Annotated in this window: 20 protein-coding genes; 10 read left to right on the top strand and 10 right to left on the bottom strand. The window is 37.3% G+C overall.

What is annotated here, in order from left to right; all coding sequences use genetic code 11:
* The first annotated feature begins 11 nt into the window (after positions 1–11).
* From fliM to U5921_RS00245, 9 genes are read left to right on the top strand one after another with little or no spacing between them, the layout of a single operon-like run.
* Positions 12–1,016: a flagellar motor switch protein FliM gene (gene fliM, locus U5921_RS00285; RefSeq protein ID WP_324824545.1), complete on the top strand. Its 1,005-nt coding sequence runs from the start codon at positions 12–14 to the stop codon at positions 1,014–1,016.
* Between the two features lie 19 nt (positions 1,017–1,035).
* Positions 1,036–2,406 (top strand): flagellar motor switch protein FliN, encoded by a 1,371-nt coding sequence (gene fliN, locus U5921_RS00280; RefSeq protein ID WP_324824544.1) that lies wholly within the window; start codon positions 1,036–1,038, stop codon positions 2,404–2,406.
* A 12-nt stretch (positions 2,407–2,418) separates the two neighbouring features.
* Positions 2,419–2,760, top strand: coding sequence for a flagellar biosynthetic protein FliO (locus tag U5921_RS00275; protein WP_324824543.1), 342 nt, complete (start codon positions 2,419–2,421; stop codon positions 2,758–2,760).
* Positions 2,761–2,778: 18 nt separating this feature from the next.
* The gene (gene fliP, locus U5921_RS00270; protein WP_324824542.1) at positions 2,779–3,435 is read left to right on the top strand and encodes a flagellar type III secretion system pore protein FliP; all 657 of its coding nucleotides are present in this window, start codon (positions 2,779–2,781) and stop codon (positions 3,433–3,435) included.
* A 30-nt stretch (positions 3,436–3,465) separates the two neighbouring features.
* Positions 3,466–3,726: a flagellar biosynthesis protein FliQ gene (gene fliQ, locus U5921_RS00265; protein WP_324824541.1), complete on the top strand. Its 261-nt coding sequence runs from the start codon at positions 3,466–3,468 to the stop codon at positions 3,724–3,726.
* 12 nt (positions 3,727–3,738) lie between these two features.
* Positions 3,739–4,503, top strand: coding sequence for a flagellar biosynthetic protein FliR (locus U5921_RS00260; RefSeq protein WP_324824540.1), 765 nt, complete (start codon positions 3,739–3,741; stop codon positions 4,501–4,503).
* A 15-nt stretch (positions 4,504–4,518) separates the two neighbouring features.
* The gene (gene flhB / locus U5921_RS00255) at positions 4,519–5,586 is read left to right on the top strand and encodes a flagellar biosynthesis protein FlhB (protein WP_324824539.1); all 1,068 of its coding nucleotides are present in this window, start codon (positions 4,519–4,521) and stop codon (positions 5,584–5,586) included.
* Positions 5,587–5,601: 15 nt separating this feature from the next.
* Complete coding sequence (locus tag U5921_RS00250; protein ID WP_324824538.1) at positions 5,602–7,011, top strand: hypothetical protein; 1,410 nt, start codon at positions 5,602–5,604, stop codon at positions 7,009–7,011.
* On the top strand, positions 6,998–7,276 hold the full coding sequence (locus tag U5921_RS00245; protein WP_324824537.1) for an EscU/YscU/HrcU family type III secretion system export apparatus switch protein: 279 nt from the start codon (positions 6,998–7,000) through the stop codon (positions 7,274–7,276). Before U5921_RS00250 ends, U5921_RS00245 begins: the two co-directional genes overlap by 14 nt.
* A 47-nt stretch (positions 7,277–7,323) precedes the next feature.
* On the opposite strand, the gene csrA is transcribed toward U5921_RS00245, so the two are convergent.
* Genes csrA through U5921_RS00210 form a run of 7 tightly spaced genes read right to left on the bottom strand, consistent with a single transcriptional unit; the run spans position 7,324 to position 12,116 of the window.
* Positions 7,324–7,557: a carbon storage regulator CsrA gene (gene csrA, locus U5921_RS00240; RefSeq protein WP_324824536.1), complete on the bottom strand. Its 234-nt coding sequence runs from the start codon at positions 7,555–7,557 to the stop codon at positions 7,324–7,326.
* A complete protein-coding gene (fliW, locus tag U5921_RS00235; RefSeq protein WP_324824535.1) occupies positions 7,545–8,000 on the bottom strand; it encodes a flagellar assembly protein FliW in 456 nt (151 codons plus the stop codon). Before fliW ends, csrA begins: the two co-directional genes overlap by 13 nt.
* 8 nt (positions 8,001–8,008) lie before the next feature.
* A complete protein-coding gene (locus U5921_RS00230) occupies positions 8,009–8,614 on the bottom strand; it encodes a DUF6470 family protein (RefSeq protein ID WP_324824534.1) in 606 nt (201 codons plus the stop codon).
* Between the two features lie 38 nt (positions 8,615–8,652).
* Positions 8,653–9,660, bottom strand: coding sequence for a hypothetical protein (locus tag U5921_RS00225; RefSeq protein WP_324824533.1), 1,008 nt, complete (start codon positions 9,658–9,660; stop codon positions 8,653–8,655).
* Between the two features lie 16 nt (positions 9,661–9,676).
* Positions 9,677–11,302, bottom strand: coding sequence for a flagellar hook-associated protein FlgK (gene flgK / locus U5921_RS00220; protein WP_324824532.1), 1,626 nt, complete (start codon positions 11,300–11,302; stop codon positions 9,677–9,679).
* 23 nt (positions 11,303–11,325) lie between these two features.
* On the bottom strand, positions 11,326–11,802 hold the full coding sequence (locus tag U5921_RS00215) for a flagellar protein FlgN (RefSeq protein ID WP_324824531.1): 477 nt from the start codon (positions 11,800–11,802) through the stop codon (positions 11,326–11,328).
* Between the two features lie 2 nt (positions 11,803–11,804).
* The gene (locus U5921_RS00210; RefSeq protein WP_324824530.1) at positions 11,805–12,116 is read right to left on the bottom strand and encodes a hypothetical protein; all 312 of its coding nucleotides are present in this window, start codon (positions 12,114–12,116) and stop codon (positions 11,805–11,807) included.
* A 254-nt stretch (positions 12,117–12,370) separates the two neighbouring features.
* On the opposite strand from U5921_RS00210, the gene U5921_RS00205 reads away from it, so the two are divergent.
* Positions 12,371–13,276: a collagen-like protein gene (locus U5921_RS00205; protein ID WP_324824529.1), complete on the top strand. Its 906-nt coding sequence runs from the start codon at positions 12,371–12,373 to the stop codon at positions 13,274–13,276.
* Positions 13,277–13,469: 193 nt separating this feature from the next.
* On the opposite strand, the gene U5921_RS00200 is transcribed toward U5921_RS00205, so the two are convergent.
* The 3 genes from U5921_RS00200 to U5921_RS00190 all read right to left on the bottom strand — a co-directional run bounded on the left by U5921_RS00200 (position 13,470) and on the right by U5921_RS00190 (position 17,565).
* Positions 13,470–15,464 (bottom strand): cell division protein FtsA, encoded by a 1,995-nt coding sequence (locus tag U5921_RS00200; RefSeq protein ID WP_324824528.1) that lies wholly within the window; start codon positions 15,462–15,464, stop codon positions 13,470–13,472.
* Between the two features lie 49 nt (positions 15,465–15,513).
* Positions 15,514–16,608 carry a chemotaxis response regulator protein-glutamate methylesterase gene (locus tag U5921_RS00195; RefSeq protein ID WP_324824527.1) on the bottom strand — a complete coding sequence of 365 codons (1,095 nt, stop codon included), beginning with the start codon at positions 16,606–16,608 and terminating at the stop codon, positions 15,514–15,516.
* 75 nt (positions 16,609–16,683) lie between these two features.
* Positions 16,684–17,565, bottom strand: coding sequence for a protein-glutamate O-methyltransferase CheR (locus tag U5921_RS00190; RefSeq protein WP_324824526.1), 882 nt, complete (start codon positions 17,563–17,565; stop codon positions 16,684–16,686).
* Positions 17,566–17,571 lie beyond the last annotated feature (6 nt).

The following is a 17,571-nucleotide window of genomic DNA, read 5'->3' as shown; positions in this document are numbered from 1 at the left end:
AGGAGATCAGTATGGGTGATGTTTTAACGCAAAGCCAAATAGATGCCTTATTAAGTGCAGTACAAACAGAGGGATTTGATAAGCAGGATATCACAAACAGTACTTCGGAACCAAAGGTTCGAAAGTACGATTTTCATACACCGAAAAAATTTACTAAAGATCGTTTGAAATTAGTTAATAGCGTGTATGAAAACTATGCCAGAGTGATTGCTTCACACTTGACAAGCATGCTTCGCTTAAGCTGTGAGGTGGAATTGGTTGATATTGAGGAGCAGAGATATTATGAATTTAATAATGCATTAGGAGAAGACGATATTGTTGCTTTTATTGATGGGAATATCAGCGGAAGAGATTCCGATGATGAAGAACCATTAATGGTTGAAATATCAAAGCCTATTATCTATGCGATTATTGACCGCATGCTTGGAGGTACAGGTGATTCCGATGAAGATGATGAAAATGGCGGGTATACAGATATTGAATTGGTTTTATATGAAAGTGTGATTAAGCATATCTCTCCCCTTATGAGTGATGTATGGCAAAATTACTTGGATATTAATTTTCAATTTCGTCGATTGGAGACAAACCCTAGACTTGTGCAAGTGGTAGGAATGGATGAAATTGTAGTCATTGTTATTTTATCTATAAAATTAAAAGATGCAGAGGGGAAAATTAATATCTGTTTACCGGGCAATATTTTAAACCATGTTTTTGAAGCGTTTGAAAAATCTAAAACGATTAGTAAGAAAAAGGAACAGCAAGGAGAATTAGAACGCATCTCATTAGCTAGGAGCGTGGAAGAATCTGCATTAGATGTCAAAGCATTATTGGGTGAGGCTTTGATTAGTTTAGAAGATTTGTATCACCTTAAGGTGAATGATGTACTTAATTTACATGTGCCAAAGGATTCGGACGTTTATTTATGTGTGGAAGAAGAACCTTGGTTTAAGGGAAAATTAGGTCTTTATAAAGAGAATATGGCAGTAAAGCTAAATGGAACAATTGTAAAAAACTAGGTCGGCGGAGGAAATATTTATGAGTGAAAAAAATGCTAAAATATTCAATGAAATGGAAATAGATGCGATTGGCGAGATCTTAAATATTAGCTTAGGTTCTTCCGCTACGGCTGTTTCAGATATGCTGGAACGGCGTGTTGATATAACGACTCCAAAAGTTCGAGTATTGGATATTGATGAATTTGAGTTTACTTCTTTAGAACCTGCAATTGCTGTTGAAATTACATATGTAGAAGGCTTATCCGGAAATAATATCATGCTGTTAAAACGGACAGATGTAAGGAATATTTTAGAATTGCTGATGCATACGGAAATACCGGATGAGGAATTTGAACTGGATGAAATGAGCATGAGCGCGGTTTGTGAGGTCATGAATCAAATGATGGGTGCTTCTGCAACTGCCCTGGCGGAGTTTTTGGGGGAAGTTATTAACATTTCGACTCCAATTTCTTTTGAAGTGGAAGAATCCATGGATTTTAAGAAAAAATATTTTACACCAGATCAACCTATGGTTGTCGTTTCCTTCAAGCTGGATATTGAAGGAGCTCTTCATAGCGAATTTATGACTTTAATGGAAATACAGCTTGCAAAGCATTTGGTAGCTTCCTTTGGATTGAGCGATGTAGGCGAGAATGGTGAAGTGAATTTAATTCAACCGGCAGGAATGCAGATGAACAAAGGACCTGAGGATGCGGACAAAGCAGAGGGAAATGGAACTCGCACGATGTCACAGCAGGAAATTGAAGATATGATGGCGCAAATGGCAGGAGGCTCAGAGCCCGTTGTAGAAAAACCGACAGCATCTCCTTCTCAAACAATGTCGCAGGAAGAAATTGAACGAATGATAGCTGCGTCGCAGCAGCCAACGATGCAACAGCAGCCAACAATGCAGCAGCAGCCAATGATGCAGCAGCAGCCAACAATGCAGCAGCAACCAATGATGCAGCAGCAACCGATGATGCAGCAGCAACCGATGATGCAGCAGCAACCAATGATGCAGCAGCAACCAATGATGCAGCAGCAACCAATGATGCAGTCAGAGCCGAAAGTGATTGACATGAAATATGTTTCAAAAGAAAATCCAGCAGGTGATTTAGTAAAATTAAATGTAGAGGAAAAATCCAATTTAGACTTAATTATGCAAGTTCCTTTGCAAGTATCAGTTGAAATCGGAAGGACGAAGAGAGCCGTTAAAGATATTTTGAACTTTACAAAGGGAACACTGATTGTTTTAGATAAAATGGCTGGTGATCAAATTGATATTTATGTAAATGGACAAGCGGTTGCTAAAGGGGATGTCGTGGTGGTTGATGATTCCTTTGGTGTTCGGATTACAGAAATTTTAAAGGGACACGAGTTACTATTCAAAGATCCAAGTATAAAAGCATAGAGGGGAAACACTGTGGTTGAACTTATTTTGGCCGTGATTGCGATGATCGGCGTTATTTATTTAAGTTATTTATTCAGTAAATATTTGGCTTCCAGTACTTCTAAAATAAACAGTGCAAAATATATGAAAATTATTGATCGGCTTCCGACAGGGCAAGACCGGTCTGTTATTATATTGCAAATCGGTGATAAGCATTATTTGGTCGGAAATACACCGCAAACGATTCAAATTTTAACAGAATTATCAGAGGAACAATTAATCGAACTACCACACGACGGGCGTATATCTTTGCATCCGGAATCATTTAAACATGTATTGGATGGAATGCTTAATAAAAAGGCAAAGGAGAAGTAGAATGGGGAGTAGTCTTTCATGCTAGATTCATTGATTAATATTAACGGAGATCATGTACAAACTCTTGAGCTTTTAGTTTTACTTACTATCATTACATTACTGCCATCGATTATTGTGATGATGACATCTTTTACAAGAATTATTATCGTATTGTCAATTCTTCGAAATGCATTGGGTTTACAGCAGACACCTCCCAATATGGTCTTGACAGGAATTGCTTTGTTTTTATCGCTGTTTATCATGACTCCTGTCATGCAGGATATCAATTCACAGGCTTATGAACCGTATCAGCAAGGGCAGATAACGCAAGAAGTCGCTTTAAAAAAAGCTGAGGTACCCATGAAAGAGTTTATGCTGGCTCAGACGAAGATTGACACCTTAAACATGTATTTAGAGTTTGCAGATAAAGAAACCCCGGAAAATTTGGATGAGATACCTATGACAATTGTAGTTCCGGCATTTATGACGAGCGAATTAAGTCGAGCATTTACAATGGGATTTTTGATTTTTATTCCTTTTTTGATTATAGATATTATAGTATCCAGCACACTGATGTCGATGGGAATGATTATGCTTCCACCGGCTATGATTTCGCTGCCGTTTAAGATACTATTATTTGTGGTTGTAAATGGATGGGATCTACTCTTTTCCAGCTTGGTTAAAAGTTTCAATTGACGATATACGATGTGAATTGGAGGAACGAAAATGACAGTTTCAAGTGCACTCGAGGTTATGCAAGATGCAATTGTTTTAGCTACAAAATTAGCAGCACCTATGCTGTTAATCAGTATGCTGATTGGATTAATTATATCTATTTTTCAAGCAGCTACACAGATACATGAACAGACAATAACCTTCGTTCCTAAATTACTTTTAATTGCAATTATACTATTAGCCGGAGGTTCGTGGATGTTGGAATCTTTAATGAACTTTACAGAGCAAATATTTTATTTAATGCAGAAATAGGGACAGGCTCTTATGATTAACATAGCACAGTTGACAGGAATTGCTCTTGTATTTATGCGAATGACGGGGTGTATTTTATTTAATCCTCTCTTAGGTGGAAAGAACTTTCCTAGTATATTTAAAGCGGGGCTAATTATCATGCTTACTTTGGTAATTTCTACTTTTTCTCAGCCGCAGACCGTTGATACGATGAGTTCGATTACACTTATGATTTTAATGATAAAAGAACTAATAGTGGGATATGCCATAGGGTTTATTTGCGCTCTGTTTTCTTATATTATTATCTTTGGAGGGGAATTAATAGATATGCAGATGGGTATCTCTATGTCTAAAATTTATGATCCACAAAGCAATGTATCCCTTTCATTAACTGCAACTTTTTTTAATATTACATATATGTTTTTGTTTTTTACGACCGATGCCCATCTAACTTTAGTAAAATTGTTTCTGACATCCGGAGAACTGATTCCGTATGGGGAACTGCAAATACATACAGAACTAACAGGGCACATCGTTGATGTTTTTTGTCAGTGCACTGTTTTAGCTGTAAAATTAGCAATGCCAGTTTTGGCAAGCCAATTTCTGATGGAAATCGGAGTGGGAATTTTGATGAAAGCAATTCCGCAAATAAATGTATTTGTGGTAAATATACAAGCGAAATTATTTGCCGGATTAATTCTCCTAGTTTTCATTTTTTCTCCGATCGTATCATTTTTGGGAAAGTCCATAGAGCTGATGTTTGATGCAATTCATGCAAGTATGTATTTTTTAAACTAAAGGGGGGAGAGGTAGTTGGATAACGGTTCCAAAACCGAAAAAGCCACCCCGAAAAAGCGGAGGGATGAGCGAAAAAAAGGAAATATATTTTCAAGTAAAGATATCGGTACGGTTCTTTCACTTGCAATGGTATTCTTTACAATCAAGGCAATGTTCCCCATAATATATAAAAAGGTTGCGGGATGTATTTATCACTATATAAATGGGGTTTATGAAATACAGACATTATCGTTGACAATAAGCCGTGAGATATTGATAGATGCTATGATGAACATAGCTGTAATTATGGTACCAATTTTTTCGGTATCTATTTTGGCGGCAGTCATTGGTGTTGGTGCGCAGACTCGCTTTCTTTTTTCTAAGGATAGCTTAAAGCCAAAGTTTAATCGTCTAAATCCCTTAGAGGGAATAAAAAAAATAGTTTCTTTAAAAAGTTTTATAGAAGTATTAAAGGGTTTAATAAAAATAACAATTATCGGATACATCTTATATATGTTTTTTAGAGATCGTGCTGGTGATCTAATTAAAACCTTGTTTTTGGGAATTGAGGCTTCTGTTTCTTACGTTTTAAATTCGGTTATGAGCATGGTATATATGGTGTGCATCGTTTTTGTCTTTATTGCTGGATTTGACTTTTTGTATCAAAGATGGGATTATGAACGGCAGATTCGTATGACAAAACAAGAAGTGAAAGAAGAATATAAGCAAATGGAGGGTGACCCTAAGGTTAAAGGTAAAATTAAAGAATTGCAGCGGAAAATGGCAATGTCTCGTATGATGCAATCTGTTCCTGATGCGGATGTAATCATTCGTAACCCGACGCATTATGCAGTCGCATTGAAATATGATATTAAAAAAGATGCTGCACCGTATGTAGTTGCAAAGGGCCAGGATGAACTGGCACTTCGTATCGTATATGTGGCTGAGCAGAATGGTGTATATGTAATTGAAAATAGGGAATTAACTCGTGCTATTTATGCTGCATCGTCACTTGATCAGGAAATTCCTTTGGAGTATTATGGTGCAGTGGCCGAAATTTTAGCATTGGTATATAGAATTCGAGAAAAAAATCTGCAAAAGTAAGAAGGAGTGAGTACAATGGTGGATCTTTTAAGAGTTGACACACCTGTAACCAGCAGTGACAATACGAGCCGAGTAAAAACTCATCAAAACCCGCAGCAGGAGCAATTATATAATGTGGCGAACCCATCCAGAGTCTCAAAAACGCAGGATCAGAATGTGAATGCAGACCGGCAGCCAAATCAATATGCAAAAAATATGGGTTCCAATTTTGATAAATTTATGCAGGCGGTTCGAAATTTAGGAAGCTTAACGGAGACTTACGGTGAAATGTTCTTTTCGAAGCTTGGAAGTCAAGTAAATGCTGGGCTAAGCTCTGAATTTACGGAAGAACTTGCACAGTACATGAATCTATTAAAAATGACAGATCAGGAGCTGCTTCAATTTTTTCAAAACCAAAAAAACTATGCAATTAAATTCTCTGGGCCATTTTTCGATTTACTTCGTCAAACGGTTAAAGAAAGTGGTTCATCTGAATTGAAAAGTGCTGTTTTAGATTTTTTACGCCGCTATGACAGCATGTCTTCTGGAAATCATATTCTTAAAAATATGACTTCAAATTTAAAAAACATCGCTATGAGTATGCCGCAATCTAGAGGGTCTCAATTAAATAGTATGATTGGAAAATTAGAGCTGCATCCAAATGGACAAAACAGGAGCAATTTAACTGTATTAAAAAATGAGATACTTCCTTTTCTGGCCAATTATGTAAGCAGCACAAAAGACTTTGGAATGGCACGAGATATTATGGGAATATTGACTCTAAATATTGCGCGATATGAATGCGGAGAAGAGGATGCTTTTTTACAGTCATTTTTAAGTTTAATGGGGTTTCGTGAGATTAGCCGAAAATTGCCAGGAGTAGATTTAGAGGCATTAAAAAATCGTTTGATGAGTGCAGATACCGAAAATGAAAATACAATGCTGCTGGATCATTTAGCAGAAACCATTTCAAAAGGTGCAAATGGGATGGCTGGAATTGAAAGCAAAGGGATTTTTGAAAATATGCTTTCTTCTCTTTTATTAAATGAGAGCGTATATATGCCTCTTGTACATATGACAATACCGGCAGAGGTGAATGGGCGGCAGTTTTTTTCCGAAGTTTGGATTGATCCAGATGATAAAAATGGAAAAGGAGAGAGTGGAGGACGAGCCGTCAAAATGCTGGTGAAATTTGATATTCGTGACCTAGGCTATTTTGAGATGATATTATTTTCACAGGATGGAAAGCTAGACCTAGAATTATATTATCCGGAAGTTCTTGAACAAAAAGAGAAAGAAATATCCCAAGGGATATCCGAAATTATAGCTCGAAACCAAATATCTTTTCGAAGTTTTGTTTTAGGAAAATGTATAGCACCTAAGAGTATTTCCGAGGTATTTCCAAAGCTTTATGAAGGGAGAAATGAAATTAATGTCACTGTATAGTAAAGATTTGCCGAGAAGAGCTGTAGCTCTAAAATATCAAGAGGACGAGGCTACACCAGTCGTGGTTGCTTCCGGACTTGGTCACATGGCTGAAAAAATAGTTGAAATTGCAAATGAAAATAATGTACCTGTTTTTGAAGACAGCTCTTTGAGTACGGTTTTATCACAACTAGAGTTAGGAACGGAGATCCCTGAAGAGTTATACCGTGCTGTAGTTGATATTTATGTATACTTTCTAAATTATGCCCCAGAGCATGTGAAGTAGTCAAAATCCACATGCTTTTTTACAGATATTAGAGCTTTTTTACTGTGTCATTTATACTCTTTGCGTAGAATCGATTTTATCTGTGAAACCTCTAAATTTGAACCTTCCAAAGCTTCTCTGTTTGCGGAGGTAGCTTCTATAAGCTCTTTTCTAAGAATTTTAACCTCTTTTGGAGCATCGATAGCAATTCTGACTTTATCGCCGCTGATTTCTGTCACAGTAACTTCGATATCTTCACTTATCAGAAAAGATTGATTTATCTTTCTTGTTAATATGAGCAAGACAATCCCTCCTTTTCTTCTTTGGAAATGAATGTTTCACGCATAGAATAATTTTCATTTTCTAAGATGATTTGCCGTGCTTTTTTTGTCTCTAAGTTAACCGCAATTGGGCATTTTAAGTTTACAGTGGACTCATGGAACGGTTCACGTAGAACAGTGATCACATAGTAGAATAGATCGGTACTTGAAGACACGCTTAAGCTTTTCAATTCAGAGTCAGAAAGTTGTGGCTTGTACTGTGGGAATAAGTTAAAAGGATTTAGCACAATAAAGGCGAGAGACGGTTCGATTAAGCTTTGTAGGCAATAAATAGAATCCTCTTCATCAAAATGCATTAAAACAAATTCCTTTTCTGACTCAAATCCAAAAAGTCCTTTCGAAAATGAAAGAACTTCTTTTGAATTAATTTCTACTTCTCCAAAATATTTGGTATTTATTTTCATTGCTGCACCTATGCTTTCACATCTAGAGGTTCGTAATCAGGGTTTGCACTTTGTGGGATATAGAGTGGGGAGCCAACATATTTGATGATGACTTGCGGATGCTGTGTAATATTAAATTCGATATTTGCTGGAACAAACTCAAAGTTACCTTGGTTTGTTTTCCACTCAAAATTAAGCTTGTCCATTTCATATTGTATTTGAATATCCCCTGGTGTCCAATTGATATCCGGTGGTGCACTCGGGAGAAATGCAATATTAAAGTCTTTTTCTTGTTCTGCAATTCTGGAAGCACCAATTTTACTTAGGGCGTCTTCGTTTAGATGAATATCTAACAACATATTTCCTTCCTCCGCAAAACGTGCGGTCGCTGCATAAGCAGCCTCTTTTCCCTTTTGTGCAAATGTTGTTATACTTTGTAATGGTGTATCAAAGAGAGAACTACGTGTCTCGAAAGTATCTATGTTAAGTTGGATCGGATGACTTTTAATCCGAAGTCCATTTTTTTCTCTAGTTATTTCCAATTCTGCTGTTGCTTCTGTTTTTTGTCGAATGGCCGGTGTTACTTTAAATTCAATGGAAATAGGCACAGTTTGAATTTCTAATAACGGCTTCATGATATCACTCCTTTTTAGTGAGATTAGCAAAGTTTAAACTATTTCATAAAATCAATAAACGAAGGACTTAAGATACTGTTTCCCATTTTTAAAGCTGCTTGGTATACGTATTCCTGCATTTTAAAATCTGTAATTGCAGAAGCTAGGTCAATATATTCGGTCTTTTCAATATTGTTATTTAAGCTATATTCATTGTTTTCAAGCCGGTTTTTTGTATTTTCCAAAAATGTAGTGGTGCTGCCAAGCTGGGTCACATTAATGAGTATATTTGTACGTTCTGTTTCCAATTTATCGGTGTATGTTTTTAGGTTTTCCGTACTAAAATTGCTGGATTCTAACAAATCAGCAATATCATCCATTGTATTAATTAGATTATTGGAAAGGCCATTTCCATCTTTACCAAAGCCTAAGAACTTGATACCAGGCATTGCTGTGTTAAAGGCACTGCTTTCTTCTACTTGGTTATTTGAATCCAAAGTTAATCCGAAACCAAGATCAATAAATATTTTTTCATTAACCATTTCTTTTAAGGTATCGTAATCCGCAGTTCCTTCGGCTGCATCGACATCGATTCCACGGAAGGTGAGCCTTCCACTATCAGATAATGCAAAGGGAAGTCCTTGTGTACTACTTCCTCCGAAGAGGTATTCGCCTTCAAATTTTGCATTTAATTCCATAACAGCAGCTTCTTGAATTCCACGGATTTCTCTAGCGATAATTGCTCGCTGATCTTGATTTTTAGAAATAGTTCCATTCACTTCAATTGCTTTTAAATAGACATCATCAGCATATTTGGATATAGTCATCATGCTGCTTTCAATATTCTCAAAAGTAGATTGTACATTTTGTACATTGGATAAATAATTTTCCGTCCTTGACATCTCACGACGCAGACGATATGCTTTTGCAGCATCTGCAGGTGATTCAGATCCTTTTAAATATTTTCTTTTTGTGGTTACTTTTTCTCTTGATGTATTTAGATTTCTAAGAACACGTTGTAAGCCACTGTTGTAGTTTCGTGTAATAGATTGTGTTGTAACTCTCATGGTATTATCCTCCTATTTATAAACCTACAGTTCCCATTCGATTAATAATCGTATCCAATGCTTCATCTAAAGTTGTCATTAATCGGGCAGCGGCATTATAAGATTTTTGGAAGTGCAGAAGGTTTATGCCTTCTTCATCCAAAGATACTGCTGATACGCTATCTCGTAAATCTGCAATGCTATTTACCGAAGCTAGGTAAGAATCAATAGATGAGTTCAGTGCCTTTACGTCTAGAGAAAGAACGTTGCAAATATTAGAATTAAACTCTTCAAAACTACCATTAAAGAGGGTTTGTGTTGAGCCATCTGATCGAGTCAGAGTGAAATCAAGGTCTTTGTCAAATAGATGGATCATATAAGAAATATTATCGTTTGCACCGGATGTGTCACCACTGCTGATAGGGGGGACTTTACTGCTATTGATCCCATAAGTTGAGTCTAACCAACCTGAAGCAATGGTTATGTTTCCTGCTGTAACCTTACCGGTAGGGTCTGTTTTTGAAACGAATAACGGTTTGTATTCCGTGTATCTTTGATTAGTAGGGCTTTCTGGTTGGGATGGATCAAAGGATGGATTTTCAACAGAATTTGCGGCGTTAAATGCTTCTGCGAAGGTAGAGGCTAATAAATCCAAACTCTTTTCATAATAACCAATTCCACGAATATCGTTTGGAGGAGTATCAAATTCTCCTGATTTATTTAACGCATCTAAGGCTCCTTTAAAAATTCCTGTGGTAAATTCTTCTGTAATATCAGTCAGATCTTGCGTCGTATCATCACCATCAGCATTGAATGTATCTGAAATAGAAATATGTACAGAACCATCGGCTTTTTTTTCATAAGAAAAATCAACCGAATCGGTGTCGTTTAATAGGCAGAATGCACCATTATCGCCGATTAGATCAATCCGAAGCTCGTCGACAAAAATTCCTTTTGATATTTCTTTTGGAGTAGTTGTAACATTTATGTTCATATAAGTGGACAATTCATCAATCAGCAAGTTTCTTTGATCTAATAATTCCAAAGAAGAACTGCCAAATATTTGACTTTCTTTTATAGTCTTATTTAAGGTTGCAATATCATTCAATAAGCTATTTACTTTGTTGACTGTCACATTCTCCATATTATATTCTTCTTGTTCTCGTACAGATTTAAGTGAATTAGAATATTGGCGCAGCAATTTTGTAAGCGATTCTGCTGAAGATCGAACAATACTATCAAATTCTGCAGCACCGGAGTGGTCCGAAAGTGTTTGCAGCTGTGAGATCAAATCCTGAAATCGTGATTGCAGTGCAGTTTTTTGTGTTTCGTCAAATATGCTTTCCAAGTCTTCCTTGACACTTAAATTAGCATCTATTTGTCCTAATTTAGCGGCTTCTCTTCGAAAGCGAACATCTAAAAACGGATCTCGTGCCTGCGAAACATTAGTTACGCCTACACCTTGTCCAATATAGCTGGAACTTCTCGTAGCATAGCGGTCACCGTAGCCTGAAGAGCGGACGCTATATAAATCTAAGCGCTGCCTCGTATATCCAGAAGTATTCATATTGGATATATTTTGACCGGTGACATCCAGTGCTTTTTGGCTTGTGCGTAAAGCAGAAAGTGCAGTTGTAAATCCGTAAAAGGTTGAACGGAGCATAGAAAGTACCTCCTTAGGTAAAGTTAGATTTTGATGCGCGTAAATCTAGGTGTCATTTCACGCGGCTGTTTTTCCCCGATTTTATTATAATTTACATTGCTATTACCATTTTGTAAGTTCGTAATTAAGGTATCTAAACCGTGTAAATGAAGTTCAATGTATTTTTTTGTACAGTCGGTTACTGTTTTTACTTCTTTCATTTTTTCGTTCATTTGCTGATACAGCGTTGCAAGCTCTTTTGAATTTGATAGTGTGTTTCTATCTATCATTTCGCGAAATGTCAGTGAAGAGAGCCCTAAATCATCTTGGATTCTATCCCGTTTTTTCTCTAAACCACGTAATTGAAGGATAATTGCTTGTTCCTCCTTCATAATACGGTCCAATTCAGATATATCGTTAGAAGCAATTGCGTCTAATTTTTGATTTTCTATAGTGATAACCGAATCGACCAAATTCATAATTTCTTCCATTATTTTATAAAAATTAAGACCATCATTCATTGTTATACCTCAGTATCCATTAGTATTTTTCTGGCAATATCAGCAGGATTATTGTCATATTGTTTTAATGCTATTTGCTGGCTTAAATCTGTTATTTTATATTGAGAAGCTCCGGATTTTACTTCAGAAACCAATTGATTTTTCAGATAAGTAATAAATTGTTCATCACTTTTTTGTGATGTTGGAGACTGACTGATCGTTATCTGGTCAAATTCTGCATTTTTTTGTTCTGGCGCAACAGAGTTTTTGCTTGATTTTTTTAATGCTATTGAATTAATAATTCCAGACGGTCTTTCATTATTTATGACTTTCATGGTTATACCCCCATATTTCTTAAAAGATACATAGTTTGCATCGAACTACTATCATCATTCAGTTATTATATCGACCAACACGTGGAAATCTTTATATTATTTATTAGAAAAGTAAAAATGAAAGCTTTATTTAGAATAGTACGTAAGGGAAAGGCAGAAAGTTATTATCGAATATAGTAAAAAAATAAATTATATGAGTAAAAATTGCTAACATTATTTAAATGACTACATAACATATTATGGAAGGTGAAAATATGAAAAAAAGAAATGAAAATTATTTATCTCATGAAAATTATTTATCTCATCAAAATTATTTTAATAATTTTGATGAGAATAGGCTTTGCACTGGTTCCACTGAAATAGAAGAGATTAGTAGTACGAACAGTTTTGATCAAAGAAGTAACTGTAGATATAATGAATGCTGTTGTTGTAGAGATCAAGAAGGGCCACGAGGCAAACCAGGACCACCAGGGCCGCAAGGAGAGCCGGGTCCACAGGGAGAAGCAGGACCGGAAGGGCCGCAAGGAGAGCCGGGTCCACAGGGAGAAGCAGGACCGGAAGGGCCGCAAGGAGAGCCGGGTCCACAGGGAGAAGCAGGACCGGAAGGACCGCAAGGAGTGCCGGGTCCACAGGGAGAAGCAGGGCCGGAAGGAGAACCGGGCCCTGTCGGCGAAACGCAGCTGCTTGAAGGATTCTCAGCCTTTAAAAATCCTTTGGCTGTTACTGATAGTGCACAACTGAGCGGGTGGGAAGTTACATTTCCTTATTTTACTAGTTTAAATTTTGATCCTGCAACAGGCGACTACACGGTCCCTGCAACAGGCCGCTATCTGCTTCAAGCCACCGTCACTTATTATACCACGGCAAGCGTCAGCGCTTCGCTGGGGAGTGATGTTAACCCCGCTTTCGTGATATGGCGCACAGCACCCGGCTTAACGACCCTTGTTAGAGGGCAACTCCCGATTTTTGATGTTAATTCACCGTTGGTGACTCTGCGCACAGTTTTAGGGAGCGGCACTGTTACCCTTGCAGGGGAAGCGGAGCTCAACGCCGGAGATATTATTGGACTTTACTATATTGCAAACGGTTTGACGATTTCACTGACATTAGGTGGTGATGACAATCATGGTATTGTATGGTCAATCAACCGTTTAACCTGACTTTAGTTTATGGATCCGGTAGCATTCAAAAATCTGACAATTTCGGATAAGTTGATTCTTATAGTAATAATAGAATATAAACTTGTAATAAAGACTTTAAACCACTAGCATTAAAGTGACTCCGCTCATTAGATTGTTTTGTCTAATTTTCTGGGTCAGATCATAATGCTGGTGGTTTATTTTTTAAGAGTTATTATCGTTTTTCCCAACCGATTTTAGCATGATCTCCGTCTTTTAATACGGTGACAAAGGATGCATCAGAACCATTTAATTTTAAAAGCAGATTACCCTGCGGATGTTCCGGATCAATATCGGAATAGTTCAGCAGATCGAAAAAGCAGGGAGCTTGATTGGTATGATAAGATAGGTCAATCCAATGATCGTTCAAACAGACGGAAATGGTTTTTGAATCTTTTTTATCCTCTTCTTCAAGTTTCGTTTGCTGCATCGGTTCTTCTTTTTCTTGTTCCATGGAATCTAAATGCACAGGATCGCTCGAGTTTGCCACTGACACGATTTCCTCAATTTGAGGTTTCGGTATCAGATTAATTTCGTCCATAGATCTAATCTGATAATCGGGTGGCATCGGAGTGCCGTTTACAGTAACATCCATTTCTGCATCCATCTTTTTAAGCAGATCAGCAATTGTTAATTGAGGAGAAATGCCATTTTTTGCAGGAATCGCAATAATAGAATCGCCTCTTTGTATCGGTGTTTCAATAGAAGCAGGCTGACCGTTTCGATAGAGTTCTCCGGCAATAGGAGGTTCTCCTCGATCCACTTGTTTTTCACCATTTAAATAGTAAGTAAGCGGGCGAGGGGAGATACCCATTAAACTGGTCGCCTTAATACCGGCTAAAAGCAGTGCATCCAATACAGTGATGTGATTGGAATCTAAGAGCATAATTCTTTTTTCATTCACTGTAATGGCGAAAAAATCCATACCGTGATAGAGTAGGGAAATGGCACCAATTCCAATCGGTGTGACGAATTCGGGACTAAGCAGTGCCTCTGAGCATAATTCGATGTTTTTATATGGATTTAAACCGCCAAGTGCAACTCGATTTTCAGGAAGCTCCAGTTTCTCAGATAAAATTTTACAAATGCCTGGAATCTGGCTTCCCCCACCAATCAGAAAAACGGCTACTGGGGAACCTTCATTCAGTTTTATAATGCTTTTCGCAATAGAGTTGCAAAGCTCTGAAAGAGCGGGATAAATGATCTGAATGATATCCTCTGCACATAAACGGTACTGTGTTCCTAAGATGTCGAAGAAAGAGATCTCACCAGCCGCATTGCTTAGAGAACGTTTGATGCGTTCCCCCGTATCAAAATCAACTAAATAGTGCTTCATTAAGGCCTCTGTGATTTCATCTCCGGCAGTTGTGACCATGTCATAGGCAATGATGCTCCCGTTTTTTGAAATTGCGATATCCGTTGTTCCTGCACCAATATCGGCAATGGCGATATTTAGTAATCGGATGTCTTTTGGCACGATGGCATTGATTGCGGCAATCGGCTCCAATGTCATATTTTCGACTTCTAAATGACAGCGGCTGGTTACCGCATATAAGCTTCGCATGATAGTAAACGGAAGAAAAGCCGCTATAATCTCTGCGCAAATATTTTTTCCTTTATGTCCACTTAAGTTGCTGATCGGATAACCATCAAGCCAGTATCCTGAAACGCTGTAACCAACACAAGAAAAAGATTGATTGTTCTCTTGTGAAGAAAGCTCTTCGGAAAATTTTTCTTGGGCAACTGAAATTGCTTGGTATTCAACGGAACGTATGGTTTCTGTGCTGATTGGTGTATCCTCAGAAATATCTTGTTGTGCAGTTGCTTTTGCTGTTTTTAAAGCACGACCTGCAGCAGCAATTGAAACACGATTTAAAGAATAGCCAAGCCGTGCTTCTAAGGCTGATTTTACTTGGTGAACAGCACGAGAGACTAGATCTATATCTTCAATTTGACCGTCACGCATGGCACGTACTTTATGAAAAGCTTGTTCGTAATCTAAGACTTTATAGGTGTCGTTTTCCTTGCTTCCGATCATACCAACAACAGAGCGAGTACCAATATCTAAAGCAAAAAAAATATGATTCGGCTGCATTTCTTTTTCGTTCCATTCTGCTTGTTTAATTTGTTCTGTATCTATATATGATTCATTATATGATTCGTTTTTCAATCGAATTTCTCCTTTTCCTGTTTGCTGATATATAAATAGTAAGAAATCATTACAAGCGGTTTAAATAATTTTTCAATGTTCCGGCAATATTGCCGCAGGAGGTCTGTGTTGTAACCGCACCAATATTGTATGCGACCATAGGCATTCCATAGACTACACTGGAAGCTTCATCTTGTCCGATTGTATAAGCTCCTTTTTGGCGCATTTGTAGCAATCCTTCCGCACCGTCTTTTCCCATTCCTGTCATGATGATTCCAATTGCATTTGCTCCGGCAGTTTCAGCTACGGAGTGGAACAATACATCGACAGAAGGGCAATGACCGCTGACCTTTTCACCGGGGTAGCATTTTACAGAGTATTCAGAGCCTATTTTTACAACTCGCATCTGTAGATCACCCGGAGCTAATAATACTCTGCCTCGAAAAAGTTTATCGCCATTTACAGCTTCTTTTACTTCCATGGGGCAGAGACGATTGAGACGTTCCGCATACATTTTTGTGAATCCGGCAGGCATGTGCTGAACAATGAGAATACCAGGGGTATTCGCCGGTAAATTTTTCAAAACCTCAAGGGTTGCTTCTGTTCCTCCGGTTGAAGCGCCAAGTGCAATAATAATACTGTCTAATTTTGGAGATGGCTTCAGTGCAGTAATTCTGCTTAATAAAGAAGTATCCGCTCCTGGTGAAACAGCTGAAAGAGATGGATTGGGTATAGTAAGAGGTTTTGCAGCTGGCGTAATTCTAACTTTTGATTTTGAAGCAATGGAGATTTTTCCTGCCAATTCTTTAATAAAGGATTCTGCCTTGCTTTGTTCATGCATATCAGGTTTTCTTACAAAATCAACAGCTCCTGCCGATAAAGCATCGAAGACACTTATATTCAAAGAGCTAACGAGCACAACCGGAATCGAATGGCGTGGAAGAAGGTATTTCAAAAATTCAATTCCGGTCATCTTAGGCATTTCTACGTCTAAAGTAATCACATCCGGTTTTAAAATCGGAAGCTTTGCCATCGCATCCATCGCATCAATGGCGTATCCAACGATTTCAAATTGTGGATATTTTGAAAGACTATCCATAAGAACCTTCCGAAAAAAAACGGAATCATCCACAACAAGAATTTTTATTTTATTTGTGGGAATCAAAAGAAATCCCTCCTTTAAAAGATGATAATTATAATTTTGAGAAACCTGTTAAAGAAAATGGATTCCTGCAAGATATCAATAAGAATTAAAGATTCCTGGCTTTTTAACAGTGCTTGTAGTTTGTTTTTTCTGATATGTCGCAGGCATTAAATATTGGTAAGGACAATTTTCCTTATTGAGTGTTTCTGAATGTCCAATGAGTAAATAGCCTCCTGCGTTTGTTGCCTTATAGAAACGTTGTATCAAAGCATCCTTTGTGGGCTGATCAAAATAAATCATTACATTTCTGCAAAAAATTACATCAAAAGGAATTTTAAATTGAATCGGGTCCATTAAATTAAATTCTTTAAATATAACATTATTTTTGATTTTAGGCACAAACGTACATTGCTCTTCATTTACCGAGACCAAATAAGTTCGCTGCCAGCTTTGCGGTAATTCTTTCGTGTCTTCTTTTAAGTAAATCCCTTCTTTTGCTTTATTTAATACATTCATAGAAATGTCTGTTGCAAGAACACGTGTGTCCCAGCCGGGTTTATTCTTAAAATAATCACACAAAATCATTGAGAGAGTATACGGTTCTTGACCACTTGAGCAGCCGGCACTCCAAATGCTTAAAAATTTTCTCGACATTTTCGTTTTTTCAATATGAGGAAGGATTGTATCACGGAAAAAGTCAAAGTGACTATTCTCACGCATAAAAAAAGTATGATTCGTCGTCAATTTATTCAGTAAAACTTCCAAGTCTTTTGGATTATTAGTATTTAATATGTAGGATACATATTGGGAAAAGGAAGTAAATCCTTTTCCTTTGATTGTTGAAGCAAGACGGCTTTCAATTAAGTGCTTTTTTTGTATCAGATTAATTCCATAGTTCTTTTGTACAAATTGAACTAAACGGATAAAATCTTCCTGTGAAATGGTAAGTTTATCAAATGTAATTGTTGTATCGTTCATAGTAAC

It is taken from the genome of Sinanaerobacter sp. ZZT-01 (assembly GCF_035621135.1).
GTDB lineage: Bacteria > Bacillota > Clostridia > Peptostreptococcales > Anaerovoracaceae > IOR16.
Note: the sequence above shows the minus strand (reverse complement) of the source record. Positions and strands in the feature narration are given on the sequence as shown.

Coding starts and splice junctions, on each gene's coding strand:
- fliM (WP_324824545.1), top strand. CDS start 12: ATGGGTGATGTTTTAACGCAAAGCCAAATAGATGCCTTATTAAGTGCA.
- fliN (WP_324824544.1), top strand. CDS start 1,036: ATGAGTGAAAAAAATGCTAAAATATTCAATGAAATGGAAATAGATGCG.
- fliP (WP_324824542.1), top strand. CDS start 2,779: ATGCTAGATTCATTGATTAATATTAACGGAGATCATGTACAAACTCTT.
- fliQ (WP_324824541.1), top strand. CDS start 3,466: ATGACAGTTTCAAGTGCACTCGAGGTTATGCAAGATGCAATTGTTTTA.
- U5921_RS00260 (WP_324824540.1), top strand. CDS start 3,739: ATGATTAACATAGCACAGTTGACAGGAATTGCTCTTGTATTTATGCGA.
- U5921_RS00250 (WP_324824538.1), top strand. CDS start 5,602: ATGGTGGATCTTTTAAGAGTTGACACACCTGTAACCAGCAGTGACAAT.
- U5921_RS00245 (WP_324824537.1), top strand. CDS start 6,998: ATGTCACTGTATAGTAAAGATTTGCCGAGAAGAGCTGTAGCTCTAAAA.
- fliW (WP_324824535.1), bottom strand. CDS start 8,000: ATGAAAATAAATACCAAATATTTTGGAGAAGTAGAAATTAATTCAAAA.
- U5921_RS00230 (WP_324824534.1), bottom strand. CDS start 8,614: ATGAAGCCGTTATTAGAAATTCAAACTGTGCCTATTTCCATTGAATTT.
- U5921_RS00225 (WP_324824533.1), bottom strand. CDS start 9,660: ATGAGAGTTACAACACAATCTATTACACGAAACTACAACAGTGGCTTA.
- flgK (WP_324824532.1), bottom strand. CDS start 11,302: ATGCTCCGTTCAACCTTTTACGGATTTACAACTGCACTTTCTGCTTTA.
- U5921_RS00215 (WP_324824531.1), bottom strand. CDS start 11,802: ATGAATGATGGTCTTAATTTTTATAAAATAATGGAAGAAATTATGAAT.
- U5921_RS00210 (WP_324824530.1), bottom strand. CDS start 12,116: ATGAAAGTCATAAATAATGAAAGACCGTCTGGAATTATTAATTCAATA.
- U5921_RS00205 (WP_324824529.1), top strand. CDS start 12,371: ATGAAAAAAAGAAATGAAAATTATTTATCTCATGAAAATTATTTATCT.
- U5921_RS00190 (WP_324824526.1), bottom strand. CDS start 17,565: ATGAACGATACAACAATTACATTTGATAAACTTACCATTTCACAGGAA.